Origin of the sequence: Pseudomonas sp. R43(2017), assembly GCF_002112345.1 — a bacterium.
GTDB classification, from domain to species: domain Bacteria; phylum Pseudomonadota; class Gammaproteobacteria; order Pseudomonadales; family Pseudomonadaceae; genus Aquipseudomonas; species Aquipseudomonas kribbensis.
In genome coordinates this window covers 307833-331911 of sequence record NZ_NEHJ01000006.1, presented here as the reverse complement: position 1 = coordinate 331911, position 24079 = coordinate 307833, and the positions used below count along the sequence as shown (strand labels likewise).

The window sequence follows — 24079 nt, the reverse complement described above, 5'->3', positions numbered from 1 at the left end:
CTTTTTCTCTTCTTGGTGCGTAATCCGATATGAGTTCCGCTCTGTCCATCCGGCAGCTAACCAAAACCTACGGCAACGGGTTCCAGGCCTTGAGTGGTATCGATCTGGACGTCGCTGAAGGTGACTTCTTCGCGTTGCTCGGCCCCAACGGCGCCGGCAAATCCACGACCATCGGCATTCTCTCGACCCTGGTGAACAAGACCAGCGGCACGGTGAATATCTTCGGTCACGACCTGGACAAGAACCCGGCGGCGCTCAAGCGCTCGATCGGCGTGGTGCCCCAGGAATTCAACTTCAACCAGTTCGAAAAGACTTTCGACATCGTCGTGACCCAGGCCGGCTATTACGGCATTCCGGCGAAAATCGCCAAGGAACGCGCCGAGCAGTACCTGACCCAGCTCGGCCTGTGGGACAAGCGCGATGTGCCGTCGCGTTCGTTGTCCGGCGGCATGAAACGCCGTCTGATGATCGCCCGGGCGCTGGTGCACGAGCCACGCCTGCTGATCCTCGACGAACCGACTGCCGGCGTCGACATCGAACTGCGCCGCTCGATGTGGACCTTCCTCACCGAGCTGAACCAGAAAGGCATCACCATCATCCTCACCACCCATTACCTGGAAGAGGCTGAACAGTTGTGCCGCAACATCGGCATCATCGACCACGGCACCATTGTCGAGAACACCAGCATGCGTCAGCTGCTCGGGCAACTGCATGTGGAAACCTTCCTGCTCGACCTGAAGAACGATCTGGCGGTTGCACCGCAGCTGGCCGGCTATCCGGCCCGTCTGGTAGACGCGCACACCCTGGAAGTCCAGGTCGACAAGTCCATGGGCATCACCGCGCTGTTCGGCCAGTTGGCCCTGCAGAACATCGAAGTGCTGAGCCTGCGCAATAAAACTAATCGCCTCGAGGAGCTGTTCGTGTCCCTGGTGGAGAAAAATCTGTCGAAGGTGGCGGTATGAGTTCCGAACTGCGCCCCAACCTCGTCGCCCTCAACACCATCGTTTACCGCGAAGTCCGGCGCTTCACCCGGATCTGGCCGCAGACCCTGCTGCCGCCGGCGATCACCATGGTTCTGTACTTCGTGATCTTCGGCAACCTGATCGGCAAGCAGATCGGCGGCATGGGTGGCTTCAGTTATATGGAGTACATCGTGCCGGGGCTGATCATGATGTCGGTGATCACCAACTCCTATGGCAACGTGGTGTCGAGTTTCTTTGGCAGCAAGTTCCAGCGCTCCATCGAAGAACTGATGGTGTCGCCGGTGTCGCCGCACACCATCCTGATCGGTTACACCCTCGGCGGCGTACTGCGGGGACTGATGGTCGGCGTCATCGTGACGATCCTGTCGTTGTTCTTCACTAGCCTGCAGGTGCATCACCTGGGCGTTACCGTCCTGGTGGTGGTGCTGACGGCGACGATCTTCTCGCTGCTCGGTTTCATCAACGCCGTGTTTGCGCGCAACTTCGATGATATTTCGATCATCCCGACGTTCGTGCTGACGCCGCTGACCTACCTCGGTGGCGTGTTCTACTCGATCACCTTGCTGCCGCCGTTCTGGCAGACCGTGTCGCTGGCCAACCCGGTGCTGCACATGGTCAACGCCTTCCGTTACGGCATTCTCGGTGTGTCGGATATCCGCATCGGTATCGCGATCACCTTTATGCTGGTGGCGACCGTGGTGCTTTACTTCGGTTGTGCGCGGTTGCTGGTGAGCGGTCGCGGTATGCGTACCTGATCCATTCGGCGCTGCAATAAAAAACGGCCTCCCACTGCGGAGGCCGTTTTGCATTCACGACTGGCGACTTTTCTTGCGTCGCGCCCATTGCCGGGCGACCCACCAGCGCCAGTACAACATCACCAGACAATAGGCGAGGGCGCCCAGCGCCAGCCCGACCACCACCGAACCGAGCAGGAACGGTTGCCACAGGGTCGAGAGTTCGCCGCTGATCCACTCCCAGGTCAGAGAGTCCGGCAAGGTACGGGCGGGGATGTCCATCAGCCACGCCCCGACTTTGTAGGTGCAGTAGAACACCGGCGGCATGGTGACCGGATTGGTCAGCCAGACCAGGCTGACGGCAATCGGCATGTTTCCGCGCACGGTGATGGCCAGTGCGGCGGCCACCAGCATCTGCGCGGGAATCGGCAGGAAAGCCGCAAAAATGCCAACCGCCATGGCCCGGGCCACCGAGTGCCGGTTCAGGTGCCAGAGGTTCGGGTCATGCAGCAACTTGCCGAGAAAGCGTAAGGATTTGTGTTCCCTGATGCTCGTCGGGTCGGGCATGTAACGTTTGAATAAGCGCCGGGGCATAAGGCTTCTCGGTCGGTTAAGGCGGCAAGTATGTCTGGATTCTACGAAGCGCCCATTCAGACTTTGTGACAATTGTTGACGACGCCTGTGCCCCACAGGGGCTATGCCTGAAGAGGGGACTCTCAAGGACGGGCGTATGCGCACAGGGATGATGGCGCTGGCAGTCGGTCTGCTAGCCCCGGTTTTTTTGCCGGCCTTGCCGCCGGTCGGGTGGATGCTGTGGCTGCCGGTGGTGGCACTGATGCTGTTGCCGTTTCGCAGTTATCCGCTGGCATTTTTGCTGTTCGGCTTCGCCTGGTCGTGCATAGCCGCGCAATGGGCGCTGAATGAGCGACTGCCAGCGGAGCTGGACGGCGAGACGCGCTGGGTGGAAGGACGGATAGTCGGCCTGCCGCAGGGCGGCGACGGGGTCGTGCGCTTCGAGTTGGCCGATGCCCGTTCCCGTCACGGGAAACTGCCTTCGCTGATGCGTCTGGCCTGGTACGACGGGCCACCGGTCAACAGCAGCGAGCGCTGGCGGTTGGCGGTCAAACTCAAACGTCCCGGCGGGCTGCTCAATCCCGATGCCTTCGATTACGAGGCCTGGCTGTTGGCGCAACGCATCGGCGCCACCGGCACGGTGAAGGACGGCAACCGGCTGGCGGCGGCGCAGTGGGCCTGGCGGGACGGCATCCGACAGCGTCTGCTGGCGGTGGACACCCAGGGCCGGGGTGCTGCGCTGGCGGCGTTGGTGCTGGGCGATGGCTCGGGGCTCAGTCGCGAGGACTGGCAGATCCTGCAGGACACCGGCACCGTGCACCTGCTAGTGATTTCCGGACAGCACATCGGTCTGCTGGCGGCGGTGATGTACGGGCTGATCGCCGGGCTGGCGCGATTCGGTGTGTGGCCGTTACGTTGGCCATGGCTGCCGTGGGCCTGTGGTCTGGCATTCTCGGCGGCGCTGGGTTACGGCTTGCTGGCCGGGTTCGATGTGCCGGTGCGGCGGGCCTGCGTGATGGTTGCGCTGGTGTTGCTGTGGCGATTGCGTTTTCGCCATCTCGGTGCCTGGTGGCCGTTATTGCTGGCCTTCAATGGTGTGCTGCTGATGGACCCGTTGGCCAGTCTGCGCCCGGGATTGTGGTTGTCGTTCACGGCGGTGGCTGTGTTGATTTTTACCTTCGGCGGTCGTCTGGGGCCGTGGCGCTGGTGGCAGACCTGGACGCGAGCCCAATGGTTGATCGCGATCGGTTTATGCCCGGTGATGCTGATCCTGGGCCTGCCGATCAGCCTCAGCGGGCCACTGGCCAATCTGCTGGCGGTGCCGTGGATCAGTTTTGCGGTGCTGCCGCCGGCACTGCTCGGCACTTTGTTGTTGCCGATTCCCTATGTTGGCGAAGGCCTGTTGTGGTTGGCCGGCGGGCTGGTCGACGGGTTGTTCCATGCCCTGGCCCTGATCGCCGGGCGCTGGCCGGCGTGGGTTGCTCCATCGATGCCGGCATGGATCCTGGCGCTGGGGTGCATCGGTGCCGTGTTGTTATTGCTGCCCCGAGGCATTCCATTGCGTCCTCTGGGCTGGCCGTTGCTGCTGGTGCTGGCATTTCCGCCCCGGGAGCGGCTGTCCGAAGGCGTGGCGGACGTCTGGCAACTCGATGTCGGCCAAGGGCTGGCGATTTTGATCCGCACACGCCATCACACATTGCTGTACGACACTGGGCCGCGCTTCGGCGATTTCGATGTCGGCGAGCGAGTGGTGCTGCCAGCCTTGCACAAACTGGGTGTGGAGCAACTCGATCTGATGCTGCTCAGCCATGCCGACGCCGACCATGCCGGAGGGGCGCTGGCCGTGGCAAGCGGCTTGCCGGTCAGTCGGGTGATCAGCGGCGATCCGTCGGGGCTGCCCGAAGCGCTGAACGCTGAAACCTGTGAAAGTGGTCGGCAGTGGCAGTGGGACGGCGTAGCTTTTCATCTATGGCAGTGGGCCGGTGCCCAAGACAGCAATCAGCGCTCCTGCGTCCTGCAGATCGAAGCCAACGGCGAGCGATTGCTGTTGACCGGCGATATCGACACCGCTGCCGAACGGGATTTGCTTAACAGCGTGTTGGCGGTCCCTAATCAGTGGCTGCAAGCCCCGCACCATGGCAGCCGCAGTTCCTCATCGATGGCGTTGCTGAAGGTTTTGCAGCCTCGGGACGTGCTGATCTCCCGGGGGCAGGGCAATTCGTTCGGGCATCCGCATCCGACCGTCATCGCCCGTTACCGCAAGCAGGGTTTGCGCATCCATGACAGCGCCGAGCAGGGTGCCATTCATCTGCAACTGGGTCGGTTTCAGCCGGCCCGGTCGATGCGTCAGCAACGCCGGTTCTGGCGCGACCCGCCGCAGCCGGGGGCGGCGCACCGTTGAGTACGGTCGTCGGGGCGACGGGTCTTTATCGCGAACCGGTATGGTAAAGTGGCGCACTTTTTCGAGGGGGCTGTCACTGTGTGGGAATTGGTCAAATCCGGCGGCTGGATGATGTTGCCGATCATTCTGAGTTCCATCGCCGCCATGGCGATCGTCGCCGAACGCCTGTGGACGCTGCGCGCCAGTCGCGTCACCCCTGAGCATCTGCTGGGTCAGGTCTGGGTCTGGATCAAGGACAAGCAGCTCAACAAGGAAAAACTCAAGGAATTGCGCGCCAATTCGCCGCTGGGTGAAATCCTCGCCGCGGGCCTGGCCAACTCCAAGCATGGTCGCGAGATCATGAAAGAGTGCATTGAAGAAGCCGCCGCCCGGGTCATCCACGAGCTGGAACGCTACGTCAATGCTCTGGGCACCATCGCCGCCATGTCGCCGTTGCTGGGTCTGCTGGGTACGGTGCTGGGCATGATCGATATTTTCAGCGCCTTCACCGGTTCCGGCATGACCACCAACGCTTCGGTATTGGCCGGTGGTATCTCCAAGGCGCTGATCACTACGGCGGCGGGCCTGATGGTCGGTATTCCGTCGGTGTTCTTCCACCGTTTCCTGCAACGCCGCATCGATGAACTGGTGGTCGGCATGGAGCAGGAAGCGATCAAACTGGTGGAAGTGGTGCAGGGCGACCGTGACGTCGATCTGGCCGGGGGCAAAGCGTGAAATTCCGTCGCAAGCCCCGGGAAACCATCGATATCAACCTCGCGTCGTTGATCGACGTGGTGTTCATTCTGCTGCTGTTTTTCGTCGTGACCACCACCTTCACCCGCGAAACCCAGCTGCGCGTCGATCTGCCGGAAGCGGTCAGCGGCTCACCGGCCGAGGATCAGCAGGTCAAGCAACTGGACGTCGCCATCAGCGCTGAAGGCGTGTTCTCGGTGAACAACAGGATTCTGCCGAAGAACGACCTGGCGACCCTGATGGAAGCCATGCAGAAAGAAGCCAACGGTGACACCAACATGCCATTGTCGATCAGTGCCGATGGCAAGACCCAGCACCAATCCGTGATCACCGCCATGGACGCGGCCGGCAAGCTCGGTTTCAGCCATTTGCGCATGACCACGGTCGAGGCGGCACCCAAATCCTGATGGCCATGTCCGATCGTCTGCTCGCCGCATGGTATCAGGGGCACCCGGCCCTGACGCTGTTGCGGCCGCTGGAGTGGCTGTATCGCCGCGTGGTGGCTGGCAAGCGTCAGCGTTTTCTCGACGGCGAGGGCGAGATCTACCAGTCGCCAGTGCCGGTGATCGTGGTCGGCAATATCACAGTGGGTGGCACCGGCAAGACGCCGATGATTCTGTGGCTGATCGAACACTGTCGGCGCAGCGGATTGCGGGTCGGTGTGGTCAGTCGCGGCTACGGCGCCAAGCCACCGCAGTTGCCGTGGCGGGTCGAAGCCGATCACGGCGCCGACATCGCCGGTGACGAACCGCTGCTGATCGTGCAGCGCACCGGTGTGCCGCTGATGATCGACCCGAATCGCGGTGCTGCCGTCAAAGCCTTGCTGGCCAGTGAGCCGCTGGACCTGATCCTGTCCGATGACGGCATGCAGCACTATCGACTGGCACGGGATCTTGAGCTGGTGCTGATCGACGCCGCCCGTGGGCTGGGCAACAAGCGCTGTCTGCCCGCCGGCCCATTGCGTGAACCGATCGAACGTCTGCAAAGCGTCGATGGCGTGCTGTTCAACGGCGCTCCTGAGGATCGCGAGGACGGTTTCGCTTTCCGTCTGCAACCCACGGCGCTGGTCAATCTGCTCAGCGGCGAACGCCAGCCGCTCGAACATTTTCCAGCCGGGCAGTCGCTGCATGCGGTCGCCGGGATCGGCAATCCGCAACGTTTCTTCAATACCCTCGAAGCGCTAGACTGGCGGCCTTTGCCCCACGCGTTTGCCGACCACGCCGAATACAGCGTGCAGGCCTTGAGTTTCACGCCGTCATTGCCAGTGGTGATGACCGAGAAGGACGCGGTGAAGTGCCGCGCCTTCGCTGCCGCCGACTGGTGGTACCTGGCGGTCGATGCCGTGCCGTCGCCGGCCTTCGTGGCCTGGTTCGACACGCAACTGATGCGCCTGTTGCCGGATCGTCTTTTGCCTTAAACCGTTTTTATCCAGGGAATGTTCATGGACACCAAATTGCTCGACATCCTCGCCTGCCCGGTCTGCAAAGGCCCGCTCAAGCTCAGCGCCGACAAGACCGAACTGATCAGCAAGGGCGCCGGCCTGGCGTACCCGATCCGTGACGGCATCCCGGTCATGCTGGAAAGCGAAGCCCGCACCCTGACCACCGACGAGCGTCTGGATAAATGACCACAGCCTTCACCGTTGTCATCCCGTCGCGCTACGCCTCGACCCGCCTGCCGGGCAAGCCACTGCTGGACATCGCCGGCAAGCCGATGATCCAGCACGTCTGGGAACAGGCGAGCAAAAGCAGCGCCAGCCGTGTGGTCGTGGCCACCGACGACGCGCGTATCGTCGAGGCCTGCAAGGCTTTCGGCGCCGAAGTGGTGCTGACCCGTGAAGATCACAACTCCGGCACCGATCGCCTGGCCGAAGTCGCCGCGAAGCTGGGCCTGGAGCCGGATGCCATCGTGGTCAACGTCCAGGGTGACGAACCGCTGATCCCGCCAAGCGTGATCGATCAAGTCGCCGCCAATCTTGCGGCCCACACCGAAGCGCGCATGGCCACCCTGGCCGAGCCGATCGAGGACGTGGAAACCCTGTTCAACCCGAACGTGGTCAAGGTCGTCAGCGACCTCAACGGTCTGGCGCTGACCTTCAGCCGTGCGACCCTGCCATGGGCGCGCGACGCGTTCGCCAAGAGCCGCGACGTGCTGCCGGAAGGCGTGCCGTATCGCCGCCACATCGGCATCTATGCCTACCGCGCCGGTTTCCTTCAGGACTTCGTGAACTGGGGCCCGTGCTGGCTGGAAAACACCGAATCCCTCGAACAATTGCGTGCCCTGTGGCACGGCGTGCGGATTCATGTGGCTGACGCATTGATCGCGCCGCCAACCGGAGTCGACACCGCCGAAGACCTCGAGCGCGTCCGTCGCCTGCTGGAGGCCTGATGCGCGTTCTGTTCGTGTGCCTGGGCAACATCTGCCGCTCGCCCACCGCCGAGGGCGTGATGCGCGCCAAGCTGCGTGAGGCCGGCCTGGACGCTCAGGTCGAAGTGGCTTCCGCCGGCACCGGTGACTGGCACGTCGGCAATCCGCCGGACAAACGCAGTCAGGCTGCGGCCAAGCTGCGTGGTTACGACTTGTCGGCGCAACGCGCCCAGCAAGTCAGCCGCGCCGATTTCGCCAGCTACGACCTGATCCTCGCCATGGACAACAGCAACCTGAGAAACCTCAAGGCCTTGCAACCGTCTACCGGCAAGGCCGAGCTGGACCTGTTCCTGCGTCGCTATGAAGGCGAAGTCGATGAAGTGCCGGATCCGTATTACGACGGCGATCAGGGTTTCGAGCAGGTGCTGGATCTGATCGAGCGCGCCTGCGACCGGTTGCTGATCGAAGTGAAGGGCCGGTTATGAGTTTGCAGGTACACCCTCAGGTTTCCCTTAAACCGTTCAACACCTTTGGCGTGGACGTCCGCGCGCAACTGTTTGCCGAAGCCCACAACGACGGCGATGTGCGCGAAGCCCTGGCTTATGCGTCTGTCCACGATGTGCCGTTGCTGGTAATCGGCGGTGGCAGCAATCTGCTGCTGACGGCGGACATCCCGGCACTGGTGCTGCGCATGGCCAGCCGTGGCATTCGCGTCATCAACGACGATGGCAACCGCGTGGTGATCGAGGCCGAGGCGGGTGAGCCGTGGCATCCGTTTGTTCAGCACACGCTGGCGCTGGGTTTTTCCGGGCTGGAAAACCTCAGTCTGATCCCCGGCACCGTCGGCGCCGCACCGATGCAGAACATCGGTGCCTACGGTGTCGAGATCAAGGACGTGTTCGCCGGCCTGACGGCGCTGGATCGTCAGACCGGCGAGCTGCGCGACTTCAGTCTGGAAGAGTGCAACTTCGCCTACCGTGACAGCGTGTTCAAGCAGCATCCGGGTCGCTGGTTGATCCTGCGGGTGCGCTTTGCACTGAATCGAGTCGCCCATCTGCATTTGGAATACGGCCCGGTGCGTCAGCGCCTGACCGAGCAGGGCATCGAGCAGCCGACGCCGACAGATGTCAGCCGCGCCATTTGCAGCATCCGCAGCGAGAAACTGCCGGACCCGGCGGTGCTGGGCAATGCCGGCAGCTTCTTCAAGAACCCGCTGGTGTCGGCGGCGGTGGTTGCGCAGATCAAGGCGCAGCATCCGGATCTGGTGGCCTATGCGCAACCGGACGGTCAGATGAAGCTGGCGGCGGGTTGGTTGATCGAACGGGCAGGCTGGAAAGGTTTCCGTGAGGCCGATGCCGGCGTGCATAAATTGCAGGCGCTGGTGCTGGTCAATTACGGCGCGGCGACCGGGCTGCAACTGCTCGATCTGGCGCAACGTATCCAGAAAGACATTGCAGAACGTTTCAATGTCGAGCTGGAAATGGAGCCCAACCGTTATTGAGGCTACGCTTTCAAGGCGCAATCCAAAGCCCTGCACTATTTAAAAAGTGCAGGGCTTTTTTGTTAATCCCGGGTTAACTTAGCCAGCTAACGATAAACCCCTTTGCTCCACCAAAGGCCCGGTGCAGACGTTTTCGTCGGCACAAGAGAGCCTCATTAGCCTGAGTCGATCTGCGTGAACCCACCGCTGATTTCCGGCGGCAGATTGCTCGACCCCATAACCTCCATGAATATGCGGGCGTGCCCATGATTACCCTGAAACTCAATGGCCAAGACCATCCACTCGATGTCACCGAGGACATGCCCCTTTTGTGGGCGATCCGTGACGTCGCCGGTTACAACGGCACCAAGTTCGGCTGCGGCATGGGCCTGTGCGGCGCCTGCACCATTCATATCGATGGATTGCCGGTGCGTAGCTGCATCACGCCGATCGGTTCGGTGGCCGGGCAGAATGTAACGACCATCGACAATCTGCACGCCGATCCGATCGGCCAGATCGTCCAGCAAGCCTGGCTCGACACCGCCGTGGCCCAGTGCGGTTTCTGTCAGGGCGGGCAGATCATGTCCGCCACTGCGTTGCTCAAGACCAACCCGAACCCGAGCGACGAGCAGATCGAAGAGGCGATGGTCGGCAATATCTGCCGTTGCGGCACCTACAACCGGATCAAGACCGCCATCCGCCAGGCCTCCACTCACCTGAAGGAGGCCAAGGCATGAGCCGCTTGCCGAACGATTTCGCCCTGAGCAATCTGAGCCGCCGGGGTTTCCTCAAGGGTGTTGGTGCCACCGGGGCGCTGGTGCTGGCCGCGAGCTGGGGCTGGCAGGATGCATTGGCTGAAGACAAACCGAAGAAATTCGGCGCCGATGGCATGCCCAATGGCTGGATCGATGATCCGAAGGTCTACGTCAGCATCGCCGCCGACGGCACGGTGACCGTGGTCTGCAACCGCTCGGAAATGGGCCAGGGCGTGCGCACCAGCCTGACCATGGTGGTCGCAGATGAGCTGGAGGCCGATTGGGCCCACGTCAAAGTGCAACAGGCGCCGGGCGATGAAGTGCGTTTCGGCAACCAGGACACCGACGGCTCGCGCAGCATGCGTCATTGGTACGAGCCGATGCGTCGTTGCGGCGCCGCTGCCCGGACCATGCTGGAGCAGGCGGCTGCCGCGCAGTGGAAGGTGCCGGTCAGCGAATGCCGTGCGCAATTGCATAAAGTCATGCACACACCGTCCGGGCGCGAGTTGGGCTATGGCGAGCTGGCCGCTGCCGCCAGTGCGTTGCCGGTTCCGGGCCGTGACAGCCTGCGGCTCAAGCAGCCGTCGGAATTCCGTTACATCGGCAAGGAAGGGACGAAAGCCATCGACGGCGATGACATCGTCAATGGCCGTGCCGTGTACGGGGCCGACGTGCATTTCGACGGCATGCTGTATGCCGTGATCGCCCGTCCGGCGGTGTATGGCGGCAAGGTCAAGTCGGTGGACGACAGCGCCGCGCTGAAAGTGCCGGGCGTGCTCAAAGTCATCCAGATCGAACCGCGGCCGCTGCCGTCGGAATTCCAGCCGTTGGGCGGCGTGGCCGTGGTGGCCAGCAACACCTGGGCGGCACTCAAGGGCCGTGAAGCGCTGAAGATCGAGTGGGACGATGGCCCGAACGCCAGTTACGACTCGATCGCCTACCGCAAGGAGCTGGAAGCCGCTTCGCTGAAACCGGGAAAAGTAGTGCGCAACACCGGCGACATCGAAAAAGCCATTGGAGGCGCAGCCAGCACCCTGGAAGCTTCTTACTACTTGCCGCATCTGGCACAGGCACCGATGGAGCCGATGGTGGCCATCGCTCGCTATAAAGAGGGCGTGTGCGAAGCCTGGGCGCCGAGCCAGGCGCCGCAGGTCACCCGTGAGCGGATCGCCGAACGTCTCGGTCTGCCGTTCGACAACGTGACCTTCAACGTGACCCTGCTCGGCGGTGGTTTCGGCCGCAAGTCCAAGCCGGACTTTGTCGTTGAGGCGGCGATCCTTGCCAAGGAGTTCCCCGGCAAGGCTGTGCGGGTCCAGTGGACGCGCGAAGACGACATCCACAACTCATATTTCCACACCGTGTCCGCCGAATACCTCAAGGCCGGCGTGGGCAAGGATGGTTTGCCATCCGCCTGGCTGCACCGCACGGTGGCGCCGAGCATCACCGCGCTGTTTGCGCCGGGCATGAATCACGAAGCCGCGTTCGAGCTGGGCATGGGCTTCACCAACATGGCTTACGCGATTCCCAACGTACGCCTGGAAAACCCCGAGGCCATGGTCCATACGCGGGTCGGCTGGTATCGCTCGGTGTCGAACATTCCCCATGGTTTTGCGATCCAGAGCTTCGTCGATGAACTGGCGCACAAGGCCAAGGAAGATCCGCTCAAGTACCAGATCAAACTGCTCGGCCCGGATCGTCAGATCGACCCGCGCACGCTCAGCGAAGAGTGGAACTACGGTGAATCCCCCGAGCGTTATCCGATCGACACCGGACGGATGCGCACCGTACTGGAAACCGCGGCCAAGGCTGCGGGTTGGGGGCGGAAACTGCCCAAGGGGCGTGGCCTCGGCCTGGCAGTGCATTACAGCTTCGTCACCTATGTGGCGGCGGTGATCGAAGTCGAGGTCAAGGACGACGGCACGCTGATCGTGCACAAGGCTGACATCGCCGTGGATTGCGGGCCGCAGATCAACCCCGAGCGGATCCGTTCGCAGTTCGAAGGCGCCTGTGTGATGGGCCTGGGCAATGCCGTGTGGGGCGAGATCAGCTTCAAGGACGGCAAGGTGCAGCAAGACAACTTCCATATGTATGAAGTGGCGCGCATGTCGCTGGCGCCAAAGGAAGTCGCGGTGCATCTGGTGACGCCGCCGGGCGAGGTGCCGTTGGGCGGTGTCGGTGAGCCGGGCGTGCCGCCGATTGCGCCGGCGTTGTGCAATGCGATCTTCGCCGCGACCGGCCAGCGCATCCGCAGCCTGCCGGTGCGTTACCAGTTGCAGGGCTGGCAAAAGGCGCAAGCGTGATGGACAGCGCCGATCTCAATGTCCTGCGCAGCGTCCTGGAGTGGCGCCGCACCGGGCAGCGGGTGGTGTTGTTCACTGTCGTGCAGACCTGGGGCACTGCGCCCCGGGCCCCCGGCGCGATGCTGGCGTTGCGTGAGGATGGCGTGGTGATCGGTTCGGTGTCCGGCGGCTGTGTCGAGGACGATCTGATCGCCCGCTTGCACGACGGGCGAATTCCCGCCGACGGGCCGCCGGTGCAGTTGATCACCTATGGCGTAACCCGGGAGGAGGCGGCGCGGTTCGGCCTGCCGTGCGGCGGCACTTTGCGCCTCACCGAAGAGCGAGTCGGCGATCCGGCGTGGGTCGCTGAATTGCTGGCACGTTGTGAGGCTCATGAAATCGTTGCTCGCGAACTGAACCTCGAAAGCGGTGAAGTGATTCTTTCGCCGGCGAGCAAAACGGATGCATTGGTTTTCGACGGCAAGACCTTGCGTGCCATCTACGGCCCGCGTTGGCGCCTGCTGCTGATCGGTGCCGGACAGTTGTCGCGCTATGTGGCCGAGATGGCGCGACTGCTGGATTTCGAAGTGCTGATCTGCGATCCCCGCAGCGAATTCGTGTATGACTGGGAAGAGCAGCATGGCCGCTTTGTCCCCGGTATGCCGGATGAGGCGGTGCTGAGCATTCAGACCGACGAGCGCACCGCCATTGTTGCCCTGACCCATGATCCGCGTCTGGACGACATGGCGCTGCTGACGGCGCTGGATTCCAGGGCGTTTTACGTCGGTGCCCTGGGCTCGCGCGTCAACAGCCTCAAGCGCCGGGAATATCTGGCTGAGCTAGGCTTGTCGCAAGCGGCCATCGCTCGATTGCACGGGCCGATCGGTTTGCCGATCGGTAGTCATTCCCCGGCGGAAATCGCATTGTCGTTGCTGGCGGAAATCGTCGCGATCAAGAATGGTGTCGAGTTGAAGCAGAAGAAGGCAGAGCGAGCATGAGTCGAACCATCGGAGTGATTGTGCTGGCGGCAGGCGAGGGCAGCCGCTTTCGCGAAGTGGCGGGTGACGACAAGGACAAGCTGCTGGCCGATTGCACGGGGCGTGACGGAGCCGTGCGTTCAGTGATCGAGCAGACGCTGGTGAACCTGCCGGCGAGTCTCGACAAGCGAGTACTGGTAACGACCGAAGCGCGGCCACAGGCGATGCGGATGGCGCAGGCTTATGGGTGCGACATTGTTTCGATCGAGTCTACGGGGATGGGCGACAGCATCGCGGCGGGTGTGGCGGCTTGCCCGGATGCCGATGGCTGGCTGATTGTGCTGGGTGATATGCCGTTCATCCTGCCATCGAGCATTGAGCGGGTAGTGGCGGCGATTGCCGACGATGCGGTCAGTGTTCCGGTGCAGGGTGGCGAGTTTGGGCATCCGGTCGGATTTGGTCGCTCGTTTGGGCACGGACTGATGGCATTGTCCGGTGATCGCGGGGCCAGACCTTTGTTCAAGCAAGGGCGGGTGGTCGAGGTTGCCGTGGATGATCCTGGCGTGCTGTGGGATATCGATGAGCCGCAGGCACTGGTTTTTCCGCCGGCCTGATACAAACCGCGAGGCATAAAAAAAGCCCCGCCTGGATCACCAGGCGGGGCTTTTCATTGGCGCTCGGAATCAGACGAGAGGTTTAGGCTCGTGTTCTTTTTCCTGGGCCTGTTCGTGGTGCTCGACCGCTTCCTGTACGGAGCGCGGTGCTTCGGCAATCACTTCTGCGGCAGCTTCTTCAGCAACCGGGGCAGGGGCTGCCTCGACCACTTCGGCAACGGCTGGAGCAGCGGCGGCAGCGGCAGCCAGTTCGGCTTCCTTCTGCAGACGCTCTTCTTCACGCTTGCGACGACGCACTTCACGCGGGTCGTTCGGGGCGCGGCCACTTGGCGTCAGGGCGCTGACTGGAGCGACAACTGGAGCCGCTTCAACTACCGGAGCAGGTGCTTCGGCGACAACTGGCGCTTCTACCACTGGGGCTTCAACGACCGGTGCCGGTTCGGCAACCACTACTTGCTCGGCAGCCTTGGCTTCTTCCACGACAGGCGCTTCAACCACTGGCGCTGGTGTTTCAGCGACAACCGGCTCGGCGACCCAGTTGAAAGCGGTCTGTTCTTCGCGAACTTCACGCACGGTTTCGGTCACGGTTTCAGCGACGGTTTCGACAACCGATGCTTCAACAACGACCGGTGCTTCGAAGGCCACGGCAGGTTCGGCAGCGACTTCAACCTGAGGCTGAGCTTCGCGAACCGGCGCCACTTCGACTTCCGGAGCAGCCACCACTTCTACCGGAGTGGTGGCTTCAACAACCGGCGCTTCAACTGGAGCAGTTTCCAGCGTGGCAGCGGTAGCGCGTTCAGCTTGCTCGTGGGCCTGGGCTTCGGCCGGAGCGCTGATCACGGTGCTGGCAACAGCGGCAGTAACGGCGAGGCCAGCAGCCAGATCGGCAGTGCTCGGCTCGGCGGCTTCAGCGTTCTCGGCGGATTCTTCCGAACCTTCGATCACGTTGCCGTTGGCATCGCGTTGACGCTCGCGACGGTTGCTGCGACGACGCTGACCACGGGAGCGGCGGCGTGGACGATCGCCTTCGGCGTTCTCCGAACCGTCTTCCGGCAGTTGCTCTTCGTTGGTGGTGACTTCTTCTTCCGCGACAGCAGCGGCGGCTTGTTCGGCACGCGGTTGACGCTCTTCACGCGGTGGGCGTGGCGCGCGTTCTTCGCGTGGCTGACGGGCCGGGCGCTCTTCAGCGGTGGCGGCTACAGCGGCAGCGGCGGCTGGCGCAGCATCCAGAGGTTCGCGCAGTTCGCGTACGCGTTCTTCACGCTCGCCACGCGGCTTGCGATCTTCACGTGGAGCACGTGGTGCACGTTCTTCACGAGGAGCGCGTGGTGCGCGTTCTTCGCGGGCTGCCGGTGCTTCGTCACGGGACTCGCGTGGCTCGCGCAGTTCGCGGGCTTCACGAGGCTGACGCTCTTCGCGTGGCTCACGCGGTGCGCGTTCTTCACGTGGAGCACGTTCTTCGCGCGGCTTGCGTTCTTCATCGCGGCGTCCGTTACGGTTGCGGCTCTGCTGACGACCGTTGCGACGCTCTTCGTTGCGGGCCGGACGCTCGGTGGCCGGTTTTTCAACCACAACCGGAGCAACAGGCTCTTCCTTGGTGGCGAACAGGCTGACCAGCGACTTCACCAGGCCTTTGAACAGGCTTGGCTCAGGTGCGGCAACCGGAGTTGGTGCCGGGGCCGGAGCGGCGACTTCGGTCGGAACCGGAGCGTTGGCACGGGCCGGAGCGGTCTTGACCGCGGCTTCCTGGCGAACCAGGGTGCGGGTCGCGGCGGCTGGCTGGACGTCTTCGACGTCGGCGGCAGCGGCAGCGATTTCGTAGCTGGACTGGTTGGTCGCGGCTTCCGGGCTGTCATCACGCAGACGCTGAACTTCGAAATGCGGAGTTTCGAGGTGGTCGTTCGGCAGGATGACGATGCGGGCGCGGGTGCGCAGTTCGATCTTGGTAATCGAGTTGCGTTTTTCGTTGAGCAGGAACGCGGCCACCGGGATCGGCACTTGCGCACGAACTTCGGCGGTGCGGTCTTTCAGGGCTTCTTCTTCGATCAGGCGCAGGATCGCCAGGGACAGCGATTCGACGTCACGGATGATGCCGGTGCCGCTGCAGCGCGGGCAGACGATGCCGCTGCTTTCGCCGAGCGAAGGACGCAGGCGCTGACGGGACATTTCCAGCAGGCCGAAGCGCGAGATGCGGCCGATCTGCACGCGGGCGCGGTCGGCTTCCAGGCATTCGCGGACTTTCTCTTCCACGGCGCGCTGGTTCTTGGCAGGGGTCATGTCGATGAAGTCGATGACGATCAGGCCGCCGATGTCGCGCAGGCGCAACTGACGGGCGATTTCTTCAGCCGCTTCAAGGTTGGTCTGCAGGGCGGTTTCTTCGATGTCGCTGCCTTTGGTGGCGCGGGCCGAGTTGATGTCGATGGACACCAAGGCTTCGGTCGGATCGATGACGATGGAGCCGCCGGAAGGCAGTTCGACGACGCGCTGGAAAGCGGTCTCGATCTGGCTTTCGATCTGGAAACGGTTGAACAGCGGAACGCTGTCTTCGTACAGCTTGATCTTGCTGGCGTACTGCGGCATCACCTGGCGGATGAAGGTCAGGGCTTCGTCCTGGGCTTCAACGCTGTCGATCAGCACTTCGCCGATGTCCTGGCGCAGGTAGTCGCGGATGGCGCGGATGATGACGTTGCTTTCCTGGTAGATCAGGAATGGCGCGGAACGATCCAGCGAGGCTTCCTTGATCGCGGTCCAGAGTTGCAGCAGGTAATCGAGGTCCCACTGCATTTCTTCGCTGCTGCGGCCCAGGCCGGCAGTGCGCACGATCAGGCCCATGTCGGCGGGAGCGACCAGGCCGTTCAGGGCTTCACGCAGTTCGTTGCGCTCTTCGCCTTCGATGCGACGGGAGATGCCGCCGGCACGCGGGTTGTTCGGCATCAGAACGAGATAACGACCGGCCAGGCTGATGAAGGTGGTCAGGGCTGCGCCCTTGTTGCCACGTTCTTCTTTTTCGACCTGAACGATGACTTCCTGGCCTTCGCTCAGGACGTCCTTGATGTTGACGCGGCCTTCGGGGGCTTTCTTGAAGTATTCGCGGGAGATTTCTTTGAGGGGCAGGAAGCCGTGGCGCTCGGAGCCGAAATCGACAAAGGCAGCCTCAAGGCTTGGTTCGATGCGAGTGATACGGCCTTTATAGATGTTGGCCTTTTTCTGCTCGCGTGCACCGGATTCGATGTCCAGGTCGTAGAGGCGCTGGCCATCTACCAGTGCAACACGCAACTCTTCGGGTTGAGTTGCGTTAATCAGCATTCTTTTCATGTAGTACCGTCGGTTTCCGGGCTGCCGGAAACGGCGTTCGGCACACACGACTTCTCACGGTCGGTGTCAGGTGCGTCGGGAGTGGTTGGCCATTCCCGTGTCCAGCGATGTCCGGCCAATTGGGCCGTTATCGCGACGTACGCGTCCTGCTTGCTGTGGCTACTTAAGCACTCAGTCAGGAGGAGGAATCAACCGTGGCTGTGGACGAGATGAAGCGTCTTGATAAAGCCTGTTGCTACACAGTCCAGCGGTTGTGCATCTCCACCCTACACGTATCCCTGATAATTCGGGTGCTGCCGCGCGCAGAATCCGCAGCGGGTTGGCATTTACCGTGAGCTCCGAAAGGGGAGGTCACGCATCATGGCTAATTCAGGCGGTGTTTCCGGCGCTTTCGCTCGGGGTCATCCGCGGCTGACTGCACTTTGTGAACTGGCCGTGAATATGGCTCGCGTGGCGAGTCAGAACTCTGCTTTGCGGCGTGATTCAGGCCTCATGTCACCTGCGCTTGTTACAGCTGCAAACTCCACCGTTACGTAGCGAAAGCCCCGTAGGACGGCCTCGCGTCCTGGTGAATTGCGTTGGTCAGGGCCGGTTTTTGACCGTGGTTCCGCTGTCCAGGCCGCTTTTGGCGGCGTTCGCGACTATAGCAGCAATGATTAAGTGCTTCAATTCCATAAAAATTGTTATCATCCGCGGCATGACGACTACTGCCCCTTCGACTCCAGGCGTTCAATTGCTTGAGGTCTCGCCGGAATATGCCGGCCAACGAATCGACAATTTTCTTCTCGCCCGGCTCAAAGGCGTGCCCAAGACCTTGATTTACCGCATTTTGCGCAAAGGCGAAGTGCGAGTTAACAAAGGTCGGATCAAGCCCGAATACAAGCTGCAGGCCGGCGATATCGTGCGCGTGCCGCCGGTTCGTGTGCCTGAACGTGACGAGCCGGTGCCTTTGGCCCAGGGTCTGTTGCAGCGGCTGGAGGCCTCGATTGTCTACGAAGACAAAGCCCTGATCGTGATCAACAAGCCCGCCGGCATTGCGGTTCACGGTGGCAGCGGCCTGAATTACGGCGTGATCGAAGCCTTTCGTCAGTTGCGCCCCGATGCCAAGGAGCTCGAGCTGGTCCACCGTCTCGATCGCGACACCTCCGGCCTGCTGATGATCGCCAAGAAGCGCAGCATGTTGCGTCACTTGCATGCCGCGTTGCGCGGTGACGGTGTCGACAAGCGCTACATGGCACTGGTTCGCGGCAACTGGGCGACCTCGATCAAGCAAGTCCGTGCGGCGCTCGGCAAGAGCAATCTGCGCTCCGGTGAGCGCATGGTCGAGGTCGACGAGGAGGAGGGCAAGGAGTCTGTGACCGTGTTCAAGGTCCTGCGTCGCTTCGGCGATTTTGCCACTCTGATCGAAGCCAAGCCGATCACCGGTCGCACGCACCAGATCCGCGTTCACACGTTGCACGCCGGGCACTGCATTGCGGGTGACACCAAATACGGCGATGACAATTTCAGCAAGGAAATCCGTGATCTGGGCGGCAAGCGCCTGTTCCTGCACGCCTACATGCTGACCGTGCCACTGCCCGATGGCGGTGAACTCAAGTTGCAGGCACCGGTCGATGAAATGTGGGCCAAGACTGTGGAGCGATTGAGTGCGCCCATCTGATTACAAGCTGCTGATTTTCGATTGGGACGGCACACTGGCCGATTCCATTCATCGGATTGTCGAGGCAATGCACTCGGCATCCCGGCGTTCCGGTTTCGAGTTGCGTGATGATTTTGCCGTCAAAGGCATCATCGGTCTGGGCTTGTCCGAGGCGATCCGCACGCTGTATCCGGAAATCAGCGATGCCGAAATGACCTTGTTCCGCGAATATTACGCGGATCACTACATCGCTGCAGAAGCCGTCCCTTCGCCGTTGTTCGAAGGCGTAGTCGAGTCGATGGCCTCCTTTCGCGAGCAGGGCTATCACCTGGCGGTTGCGACCGGCAAGAATCGTCGCGGGCTGGATCGGGTGCTCAAGGCCAATGGCTGGGAAGATTATTTCGATATCACCCGTGCTGCCGATGAAACTGCCAGCAAGCCGCACCCTCTGATGCTGGAACAGATCCTTGCGCATTGCGGTGTGCGTGCCGAACAGGCGCTGATGGTCGGCGATTCGTCCTTCGATCTGTTGATGGCGCGTAACGCGGGGATGGATTCGGTGGCGGTCAGCTACGGTGCGCAATCAATCGAGTCGCTGCAGCAGTTTGAGCCGCGACTGTCGATTGACCGGTTTTCTGAATTGCATGCCTGGCTGGCGCAGCGGGCTTAATACGTTTTTGCTGGGGTGGATGGCATGACCGACGAATGGAAAGCACCGGCCAAGGCAACTGCCGACGACGGTGATGCGAAAAGCTGGAAGCTGCTGGAAAAGACCTTGCTGGCCAGTGTGCAGGAGCAGCGTCGTTCCAGGCGTTGGGGGATCTTCTTCAAGCTGCTGACGTTTGTTTACCTGTTTGTCGCGCTGCTCCTGTTCACGCCGTTGATGGACATGGAAAAGAGCGCCACCCGCAGTTCGAATTACACGGCGCTGATCGATATCACCGGCATGATTGCCGATAAAGAGCCGGCCAGTGCCGACAATATCGTCGGCAGTCTGCGTGCGGCGTTCGAGGACAAGAAGGTCAAGGGCGTGATCCTGCGCATCAACAGCCCGGGTGGCAGTCCGGTGCAGTCGGGTTATGTGTATGACGAGATCAAGCGCCTGCGCGGCCTGCATCCGGATACCAAGGTGTATGCGGTGATTTCCGACCTCGGTGCGTCCGGGGCCTATTACATCGCCAGCGCGGCGGATCAGATCTATGCCGATAAGGCGAGCCTGGTGGGCTCCATTGGTGTGACGGCGGCCGGTTACGGCTTTGTCGGCACCATGGAGAAGCTGGGCGTCGAGCGTCGCACTTACACCTCTGGCGAGCACAAGTCCTTCCTTGATCCGTTCCAGCCGCAAAAGCCGGAAGAGACCGCGTTCTGGCAGGGTGTGCTGGATACCACGCACAAGCAATTCATCAATAGCGTCAAGCAAGGGCGTGGCGATCGCCTGAAGGACAAGGAGCATCCGGAGCTGTTCTCCGGGCTGGTCTGGTCCGGCGAGCAGGCGCTGCCGCTGGGGTTGATCGATGGTCTGGGCAATGCCAGTTCGGTGGCGCGTGATGTGATTGGCGAAAAGGAACTGGTGGACTTTACCGTTCAGGAATCGCCGTTCGACCGCTTCTCGAAAAAACTGGGCGCCAGTGTGGCCGAGCAGTTGGCAATGTGGATGGGTTTTCACGGGCCATCGTTGCGCTGATTGCTTGATGCATAAAAAAAAACCGGCCTTCGTGGCCGGTTTTTTGTGGGTCAGGGGATCTGTACGCCTTCCGCCAGCAGCATGTCGATCAGGCGAATCAGCGGCAGGCCGATCAGGCTGGTGGCGTCGGGGCCTTCGGTGGACTGGAACAGGCTTACGCCCAGTCCTTCCGCCTTGAAGCTGCCGGCGCAGTCGTAGGGTTGTTCGGCGTGCAGGTAGCGCTCGACGCGGGCCTGATCCAGTACGCGCATGTGTACGGTGAAGGGCACGCAGTCGACCTGGCAGTGGCCGGTCTGGCTGTTGAGCAGGGCCAGGCCGGTGAGGAAGGTCACGCTGGCGCCGCTGGCGGCCATCAGTTGGTCGCGAGCGTTTTCGAAGGTGTGCGGCTTGCCGATGATTCGCTCACCGAGCACGGCTACCTGGTCGGAACCGATGATCAGATGGGCAGGGTGGCTGTCGGCCAGTGCCCGGGCTTTGTGTTCGGCGAGGCGTTTGACCAGTTCGATTGCCGATTCTCCCGCGAGATGACTTTCGTCGATGTCCGGTGAGCTGCAGACGAACGGCAAGCGCAGGCGATTGAGCAATTCCCGACGATAGGTCGAGCTTGAAGCGAGTAATAAAGGCAGCATTCGCGTCTCCTGAGGCAGGCTGCAGATTCTAGCGGAGGCTTGCAAGTGACGGACAGGGCACAATTTCCTTTGACATGGGTGGGTGCATCCCTATAATGCTGCGCCTATGTTGAATGACCCGATTCCACCTCACGTTGACCCGCGCAAATTGGCTGACCGTGGCACCACCCTTCAAGGTGAACTGCTGCTGGCCGATTTGAAGAGACTCTGCGACCCGCTTTCCGACGATGTCGGTACGGTGCAGGCCAAATTAGTTTTTGAACGAGATGAACGTAAATCTGTGGTGATCCACAGCTTTATCGACACCGAAGTCAAAATGGTTTGCCAGCGTTGTCTTGAGCTGGTCACCCTGCCGATCCACAGCGAATGCAGTTACGCCGTGGTGAAGGAGGGTGCGAATACCCAGTCGTTACCGAAAGGTTATGACGTGCTGGAACTGGGCGAAGATCCTTTGGATCTGCAGTCACTGATCGAGGAGGAGCTTCTGCTCGCCTTGCCCATTGTGCCTGCTCATCATCCGGAAGAATGCCAGCAGCCGGCGGGAGCAGATGAGCCCGAACCGAGCGAGGACGAGGTAACGCGGTCCAACCCGTTCAGTGTATTGGCGCAGTTAAAGCGTGACCCAAACGTTTAGGAGTTAATCAATTATGGCTGTTCAGCAGAACAAAAAATCCCGCTCTGCCCGTGACATGCGCCGTTCGCACGACGCTCTCGAGGCTAGCACCCTGTCTGTAGAAAAAACCACCGGTGAAGTTCACCTGCGTCACCACGTATCGCCAGAAGGCGTATACCGTGGCCGTAAAGTGATCGACAAGGGCGCTGACGAGTAATCACTTGTCCGCTCAAGTCATCGCGATTGACGCAATGGGCGGGGACTTCGGTCCCCGCAGCATTGTTCAGGCCAGCCTTGCTTGCCTTTCTGCTACGCCCTCGCTGCACCTGACCCTTGTCGGTCAACCCTCCCTTCTTGAAGAACTGATCACCGGCCAGTCGGCTGCCGATCGCGCGCGCCTGACGATTGTTCCGGCGTCCGAAGTCATCACCATGGACGAAAAGCCTGCCCAGGCCTTGCGTGGCAAGCCGGACTCGTCGATGCGTGTCGCTCTCGAATTGCTGCGTGATGGCAAGGTTCAGGCCTGTGTCAGTGCCGGCAATACTGGTGCGTTGATGGCGCTGTCGCGCTTTGTGCTCAAGACCCTGCCGGGGATTGATCGTCCGGCCATGGTTGCCGCGATTCCTACGCAGAAGGGCTACTGCCAGTTGCTCGATCTGGGCGCCAACGTTGATTGCAGTGCCGAGCACTTGTTGCAGTTCGCGGTGATGGGTTCCGTGGCCGCGCAAACTCTGGGCATTGCCCGTCCGCGCGTCGCGTTGCTGAACATCGGTACCGAGGACATCAAGGGCAATCAGCAGGTCAAGCTGGCTGCAACATTGTTGCAAGCGGCCCGGGGTATCAATTACATCGGTTTCATTGAAGGCGACGGTTTGTATCGCGGTGAGGCGGATGTCGTGGTGTGCGACGGTTTCGTCGGCAATATCCTGCTCAAGTCCAGCGAGGGCCTGGCGACGATGATCGCCGCGCGTATCGAGGCCTTGTTCAAGAAAAATCTGGCTTCCCGTGCTGTCGGTGCTCTGGCGTTACCATTGATGAAGCGTCTGCAGGCTGATCTGGCGCCGGCGCGACACAACGGCGCAAGTTTTCTCGGCTTGCAGGGAATTGTCGTGAAAAGTCACGGTTCGGCTGGAGTTCAGGGGTTTCAGAGCGCCATTCAGCGAGCACTGATCGAGATTCAGGAGAATCTTCCCGAGCGCCTGCACGGCCGTCTGGAGGATTTGTTGTCTTAGGCGTTTTCGTCGGACAATGCTTAAATGTGACCGCCCGGTTCAAAGGGCCATCCAACTGTCAGTTTCTTGCGTCCCTCTAGCGGGATGCCATTTTTCCGACGACAAGATCATTAGGGGCTTGTTACATGTCTGCTTCCCTCGCATTCGTCTTTCCAGGACAGGGTTCGCAGTCCCTCGGCATGCTGGCCGAGCTGGGCGCGCAACATCCACTGATCCTCGAAACTTTCAAAGAAGCATCCGAAGCTCTGGGCTACGACCTGTGGGCGCTGACCCAACAGGGTCCGGAAGAGCTGCTCAATCAAACCGACAAAACCCAACCGGCCATTCTGACCGCTTCGATCGCTCTGTGGCGTCTGTGGCTGGCTGAAGGTGGCGCGCGCCCGGCATTCGTTGCCGGTCACAGCCTGGGTGAATACAGCGCACTGGTTGCTGCCGGCAGCCTGAGCCTGGCGGACGCGGTAAAACTCGTCGAGCGCCGTGGCCAGCTGATGCAGGAGGCCGTTCCGGCCGGGCAGGGCGGCATGGCGGCCATCCTCGGTCTGGAAGACGCCGATGTGCTGGCGGCCTGTGCCGAAGCGGCGCAAGGCGAAGTGGTCAGCGCTGTGAACTTCAACTCCCCGGGCCAGGTGGTGATCGCCGGTGCCAAGGCTGCCGTTGAACGCGCCATCGAAGGCTGCAAGGCCCGTGGCGCCAAGCGTGCCATGCCGCTGCCGGTCAGCGTGCCGTCGCACTGCGAGCTGATGCGCCCGGCTGCCGAGCGTTTCGCCGAATCCATCGCTGCCATCGACTGGCAGGCGCCGCAGATCCCTGTGGTACAGAACGTCAGCGCTCAGGTGCCGGCGGATCTGGAAACCCTCAAGCGCGATCTGCTGGAGCAACTCTACAAGCCGGTTCGCTGGGTCGAGTCCGTACAGACTCTGGCAGCGAAAGGCGAGACCAGTCTGGTCGAGTGCGGCCCTGGCAAAGTGCTGGCCGGTCTGAACAAACGTTGCGCCGAAGGCGTTTCGACTTCCAACCTCAATACCCCAGACGCTTTCGCTGCCGCTCGCGCGGCGGCTGTCTGAATCAGGAG

General features: G+C 61.7%; 24 protein-coding genes. 21 read left to right on the top strand and 3 right to left on the bottom strand.

The window, feature by feature from the left end; genetic code table 11:
- The first annotated feature begins 29 nt into the window (after positions 1-29).
- The gene (locus tag CAG02_RS19290) at positions 30-962 is read left to right on the top strand and encodes an ABC transporter ATP-binding protein (RefSeq protein ID WP_085710948.1); all 933 of its coding nucleotides are present in this window, start codon (positions 30-32) and stop codon (positions 960-962) included.
- Complete coding sequence (locus CAG02_RS19285; RefSeq protein ID WP_085710947.1) at positions 959-1738, top strand: ABC transporter permease; 780 nt, start codon at positions 959-961, stop codon at positions 1736-1738. The genes CAG02_RS19290 and CAG02_RS19285 overlap by 4 nt, the downstream gene beginning before the upstream one ends.
- A 54-nt stretch (positions 1739-1792) precedes the next feature.
- On the opposite strand, the gene CAG02_RS19280 is transcribed toward CAG02_RS19285, so the two are convergent.
- Positions 1793-2311: a DUF2062 domain-containing protein gene (locus tag CAG02_RS19280; RefSeq protein WP_085710946.1), complete on the bottom strand. Its 519-nt coding sequence runs from the start codon at positions 2309-2311 to the stop codon at positions 1793-1795.
- A 136-nt stretch (positions 2312-2447) separates the two neighbouring features.
- Between CAG02_RS19280 and CAG02_RS19275 the strand changes: the two genes are divergently transcribed.
- The 12 genes from CAG02_RS19275 to CAG02_RS19220 all read left to right on the top strand — a co-directional run bounded on the left by CAG02_RS19275 (position 2448) and on the right by CAG02_RS19220 (position 13895).
- On the top strand, positions 2448-4691 hold the full coding sequence (locus CAG02_RS19275) for a DNA internalization-related competence protein ComEC/Rec2 (RefSeq protein WP_085710945.1): 2244 nt from the start codon (positions 2448-2450) through the stop codon (positions 4689-4691).
- A gap of 78 nt (positions 4692-4769) precedes the next feature.
- On the top strand, positions 4770-5405 hold the full coding sequence (locus CAG02_RS19270; protein ID WP_162803506.1) for a MotA/TolQ/ExbB proton channel family protein: 636 nt from the start codon (positions 4770-4772) through the stop codon (positions 5403-5405).
- Positions 5402-5830, top strand: a complete 429-nt coding sequence (locus CAG02_RS19265) for a biopolymer transporter ExbD (RefSeq protein ID WP_085710944.1) — start codon at positions 5402-5404, stop codon at positions 5828-5830. The genes CAG02_RS19270 and CAG02_RS19265 overlap by 4 nt, the downstream gene beginning before the upstream one ends.
- Positions 5830-6840: a tetraacyldisaccharide 4'-kinase gene (gene lpxK, locus CAG02_RS19260; protein ID WP_085710943.1), complete on the top strand. Its 1011-nt coding sequence runs from the start codon at positions 5830-5832 to the stop codon at positions 6838-6840. Before CAG02_RS19265 ends, lpxK begins: the two co-directional genes overlap by 1 nt.
- A 24-nt stretch (positions 6841-6864) precedes the next feature.
- Positions 6865-7050, top strand: coding sequence for a Trm112 family protein (locus CAG02_RS19255; RefSeq protein WP_003179363.1), 186 nt, complete (start codon positions 6865-6867; stop codon positions 7048-7050).
- Positions 7047-7811, top strand: a complete 765-nt coding sequence (gene kdsB / locus CAG02_RS19250; protein ID WP_074688122.1) for a 3-deoxy-manno-octulosonate cytidylyltransferase — start codon at positions 7047-7049, stop codon at positions 7809-7811. Before CAG02_RS19255 ends, kdsB begins: the two co-directional genes overlap by 4 nt.
- A complete protein-coding gene (locus CAG02_RS19245; RefSeq protein WP_085710942.1) occupies positions 7811-8275 on the top strand; it encodes a low molecular weight protein-tyrosine-phosphatase in 465 nt (154 codons plus the stop codon). The genes kdsB and CAG02_RS19245 overlap by 1 nt, the downstream gene beginning before the upstream one ends.
- The gene (gene murB / locus CAG02_RS19240; protein WP_085710941.1) at positions 8272-9291 is read left to right on the top strand and encodes a UDP-N-acetylmuramate dehydrogenase; all 1020 of its coding nucleotides are present in this window, start codon (positions 8272-8274) and stop codon (positions 9289-9291) included. The genes CAG02_RS19245 and murB overlap by 4 nt, the downstream gene beginning before the upstream one ends.
- A gap of 245 nt (positions 9292-9536) precedes the next feature.
- Positions 9537-10007: a (2Fe-2S)-binding protein gene (locus CAG02_RS19235; RefSeq protein ID WP_085710940.1), complete on the top strand. Its 471-nt coding sequence runs from the start codon at positions 9537-9539 to the stop codon at positions 10005-10007.
- Positions 10004-12325: a xanthine dehydrogenase family protein molybdopterin-binding subunit gene (locus CAG02_RS19230; protein ID WP_085710939.1), complete on the top strand. Its 2322-nt coding sequence runs from the start codon at positions 10004-10006 to the stop codon at positions 12323-12325. The genes CAG02_RS19235 and CAG02_RS19230 overlap by 4 nt, the downstream gene beginning before the upstream one ends.
- Positions 12325-13302, top strand: coding sequence for an XdhC family protein (locus CAG02_RS19225; protein WP_085710938.1), 978 nt, complete (start codon positions 12325-12327; stop codon positions 13300-13302). Before CAG02_RS19230 ends, CAG02_RS19225 begins: the two co-directional genes overlap by 1 nt.
- Positions 13299-13895, top strand: a complete 597-nt coding sequence (locus CAG02_RS19220) for a nucleotidyltransferase family protein (RefSeq protein ID WP_085710937.1) — start codon at positions 13299-13301, stop codon at positions 13893-13895. Before CAG02_RS19225 ends, CAG02_RS19220 begins: the two co-directional genes overlap by 4 nt.
- A gap of 69 nt (positions 13896-13964) precedes the next feature.
- Here CAG02_RS19220 and rne read toward each other — a convergent pair whose 3' ends face one another.
- Positions 13965-17210: a ribonuclease E gene (rne, locus tag CAG02_RS19215; protein WP_085710936.1), complete on the bottom strand. Its 3246-nt coding sequence runs from the start codon at positions 17208-17210 to the stop codon at positions 13965-13967.
- A 697-nt stretch (positions 17211-17907) separates the two neighbouring features.
- Here rne and rluC point away from each other — a divergent pair.
- The 3 genes from rluC to sppA are packed head-to-tail and all read left to right on the top strand — an operon-like array spanning position 17908 to position 20533.
- The gene (rluC, locus tag CAG02_RS19210; protein ID WP_011335441.1) at positions 17908-18870 is read left to right on the top strand and encodes a 23S rRNA pseudouridine(955/2504/2580) synthase RluC; all 963 of its coding nucleotides are present in this window, start codon (positions 17908-17910) and stop codon (positions 18868-18870) included.
- Positions 18857-19519 (top strand): HAD-IA family hydrolase, encoded by a 663-nt coding sequence (locus tag CAG02_RS19205; RefSeq protein ID WP_085710935.1) that lies wholly within the window; start codon positions 18857-18859, stop codon positions 19517-19519. The genes rluC and CAG02_RS19205 overlap by 14 nt, the downstream gene beginning before the upstream one ends.
- A gap of 24 nt (positions 19520-19543) precedes the next feature.
- On the top strand, positions 19544-20533 hold the full coding sequence (gene sppA / locus CAG02_RS19200; protein ID WP_085710934.1) for a signal peptide peptidase SppA: 990 nt from the start codon (positions 19544-19546) through the stop codon (positions 20531-20533).
- Positions 20534-20583: 50 nt separating this feature from the next.
- Here sppA and CAG02_RS19195 read toward each other — a convergent pair whose 3' ends face one another.
- Complete coding sequence (locus CAG02_RS19195) at positions 20584-21162, bottom strand: nucleoside triphosphate pyrophosphatase (RefSeq protein ID WP_085710933.1); 579 nt, start codon at positions 21160-21162, stop codon at positions 20584-20586.
- A gap of 106 nt (positions 21163-21268) precedes the next feature.
- On the opposite strand from CAG02_RS19195, the gene CAG02_RS19190 reads away from it, so the two are divergent.
- From CAG02_RS19190 to fabD, 4 genes are all read left to right on the top strand, one after another.
- On the top strand, positions 21269-21796 hold the full coding sequence (locus CAG02_RS19190) for a YceD family protein (protein WP_085710932.1): 528 nt from the start codon (positions 21269-21271) through the stop codon (positions 21794-21796).
- A 13-nt stretch (positions 21797-21809) separates the two neighbouring features.
- Positions 21810-21992 (top strand): 50S ribosomal protein L32, encoded by a 183-nt coding sequence (gene rpmF / locus CAG02_RS19185; protein ID WP_003179396.1) that lies wholly within the window; start codon positions 21810-21812, stop codon positions 21990-21992.
- 4 nt (positions 21993-21996) lie between these two features.
- Entirely contained in the window at positions 21997-23007 is a 1011-nt protein-coding gene (gene plsX, locus CAG02_RS19180; protein WP_074688106.1) for a phosphate acyltransferase PlsX, read from the top strand.
- A 125-nt stretch (positions 23008-23132) separates the two neighbouring features.
- Positions 23133-24071, top strand: a complete 939-nt coding sequence (gene fabD / locus CAG02_RS19175; RefSeq protein WP_085710931.1) for an ACP S-malonyltransferase — start codon at positions 23133-23135, stop codon at positions 24069-24071.
- Positions 24072-24079: the final 8 nt, after the last annotated feature.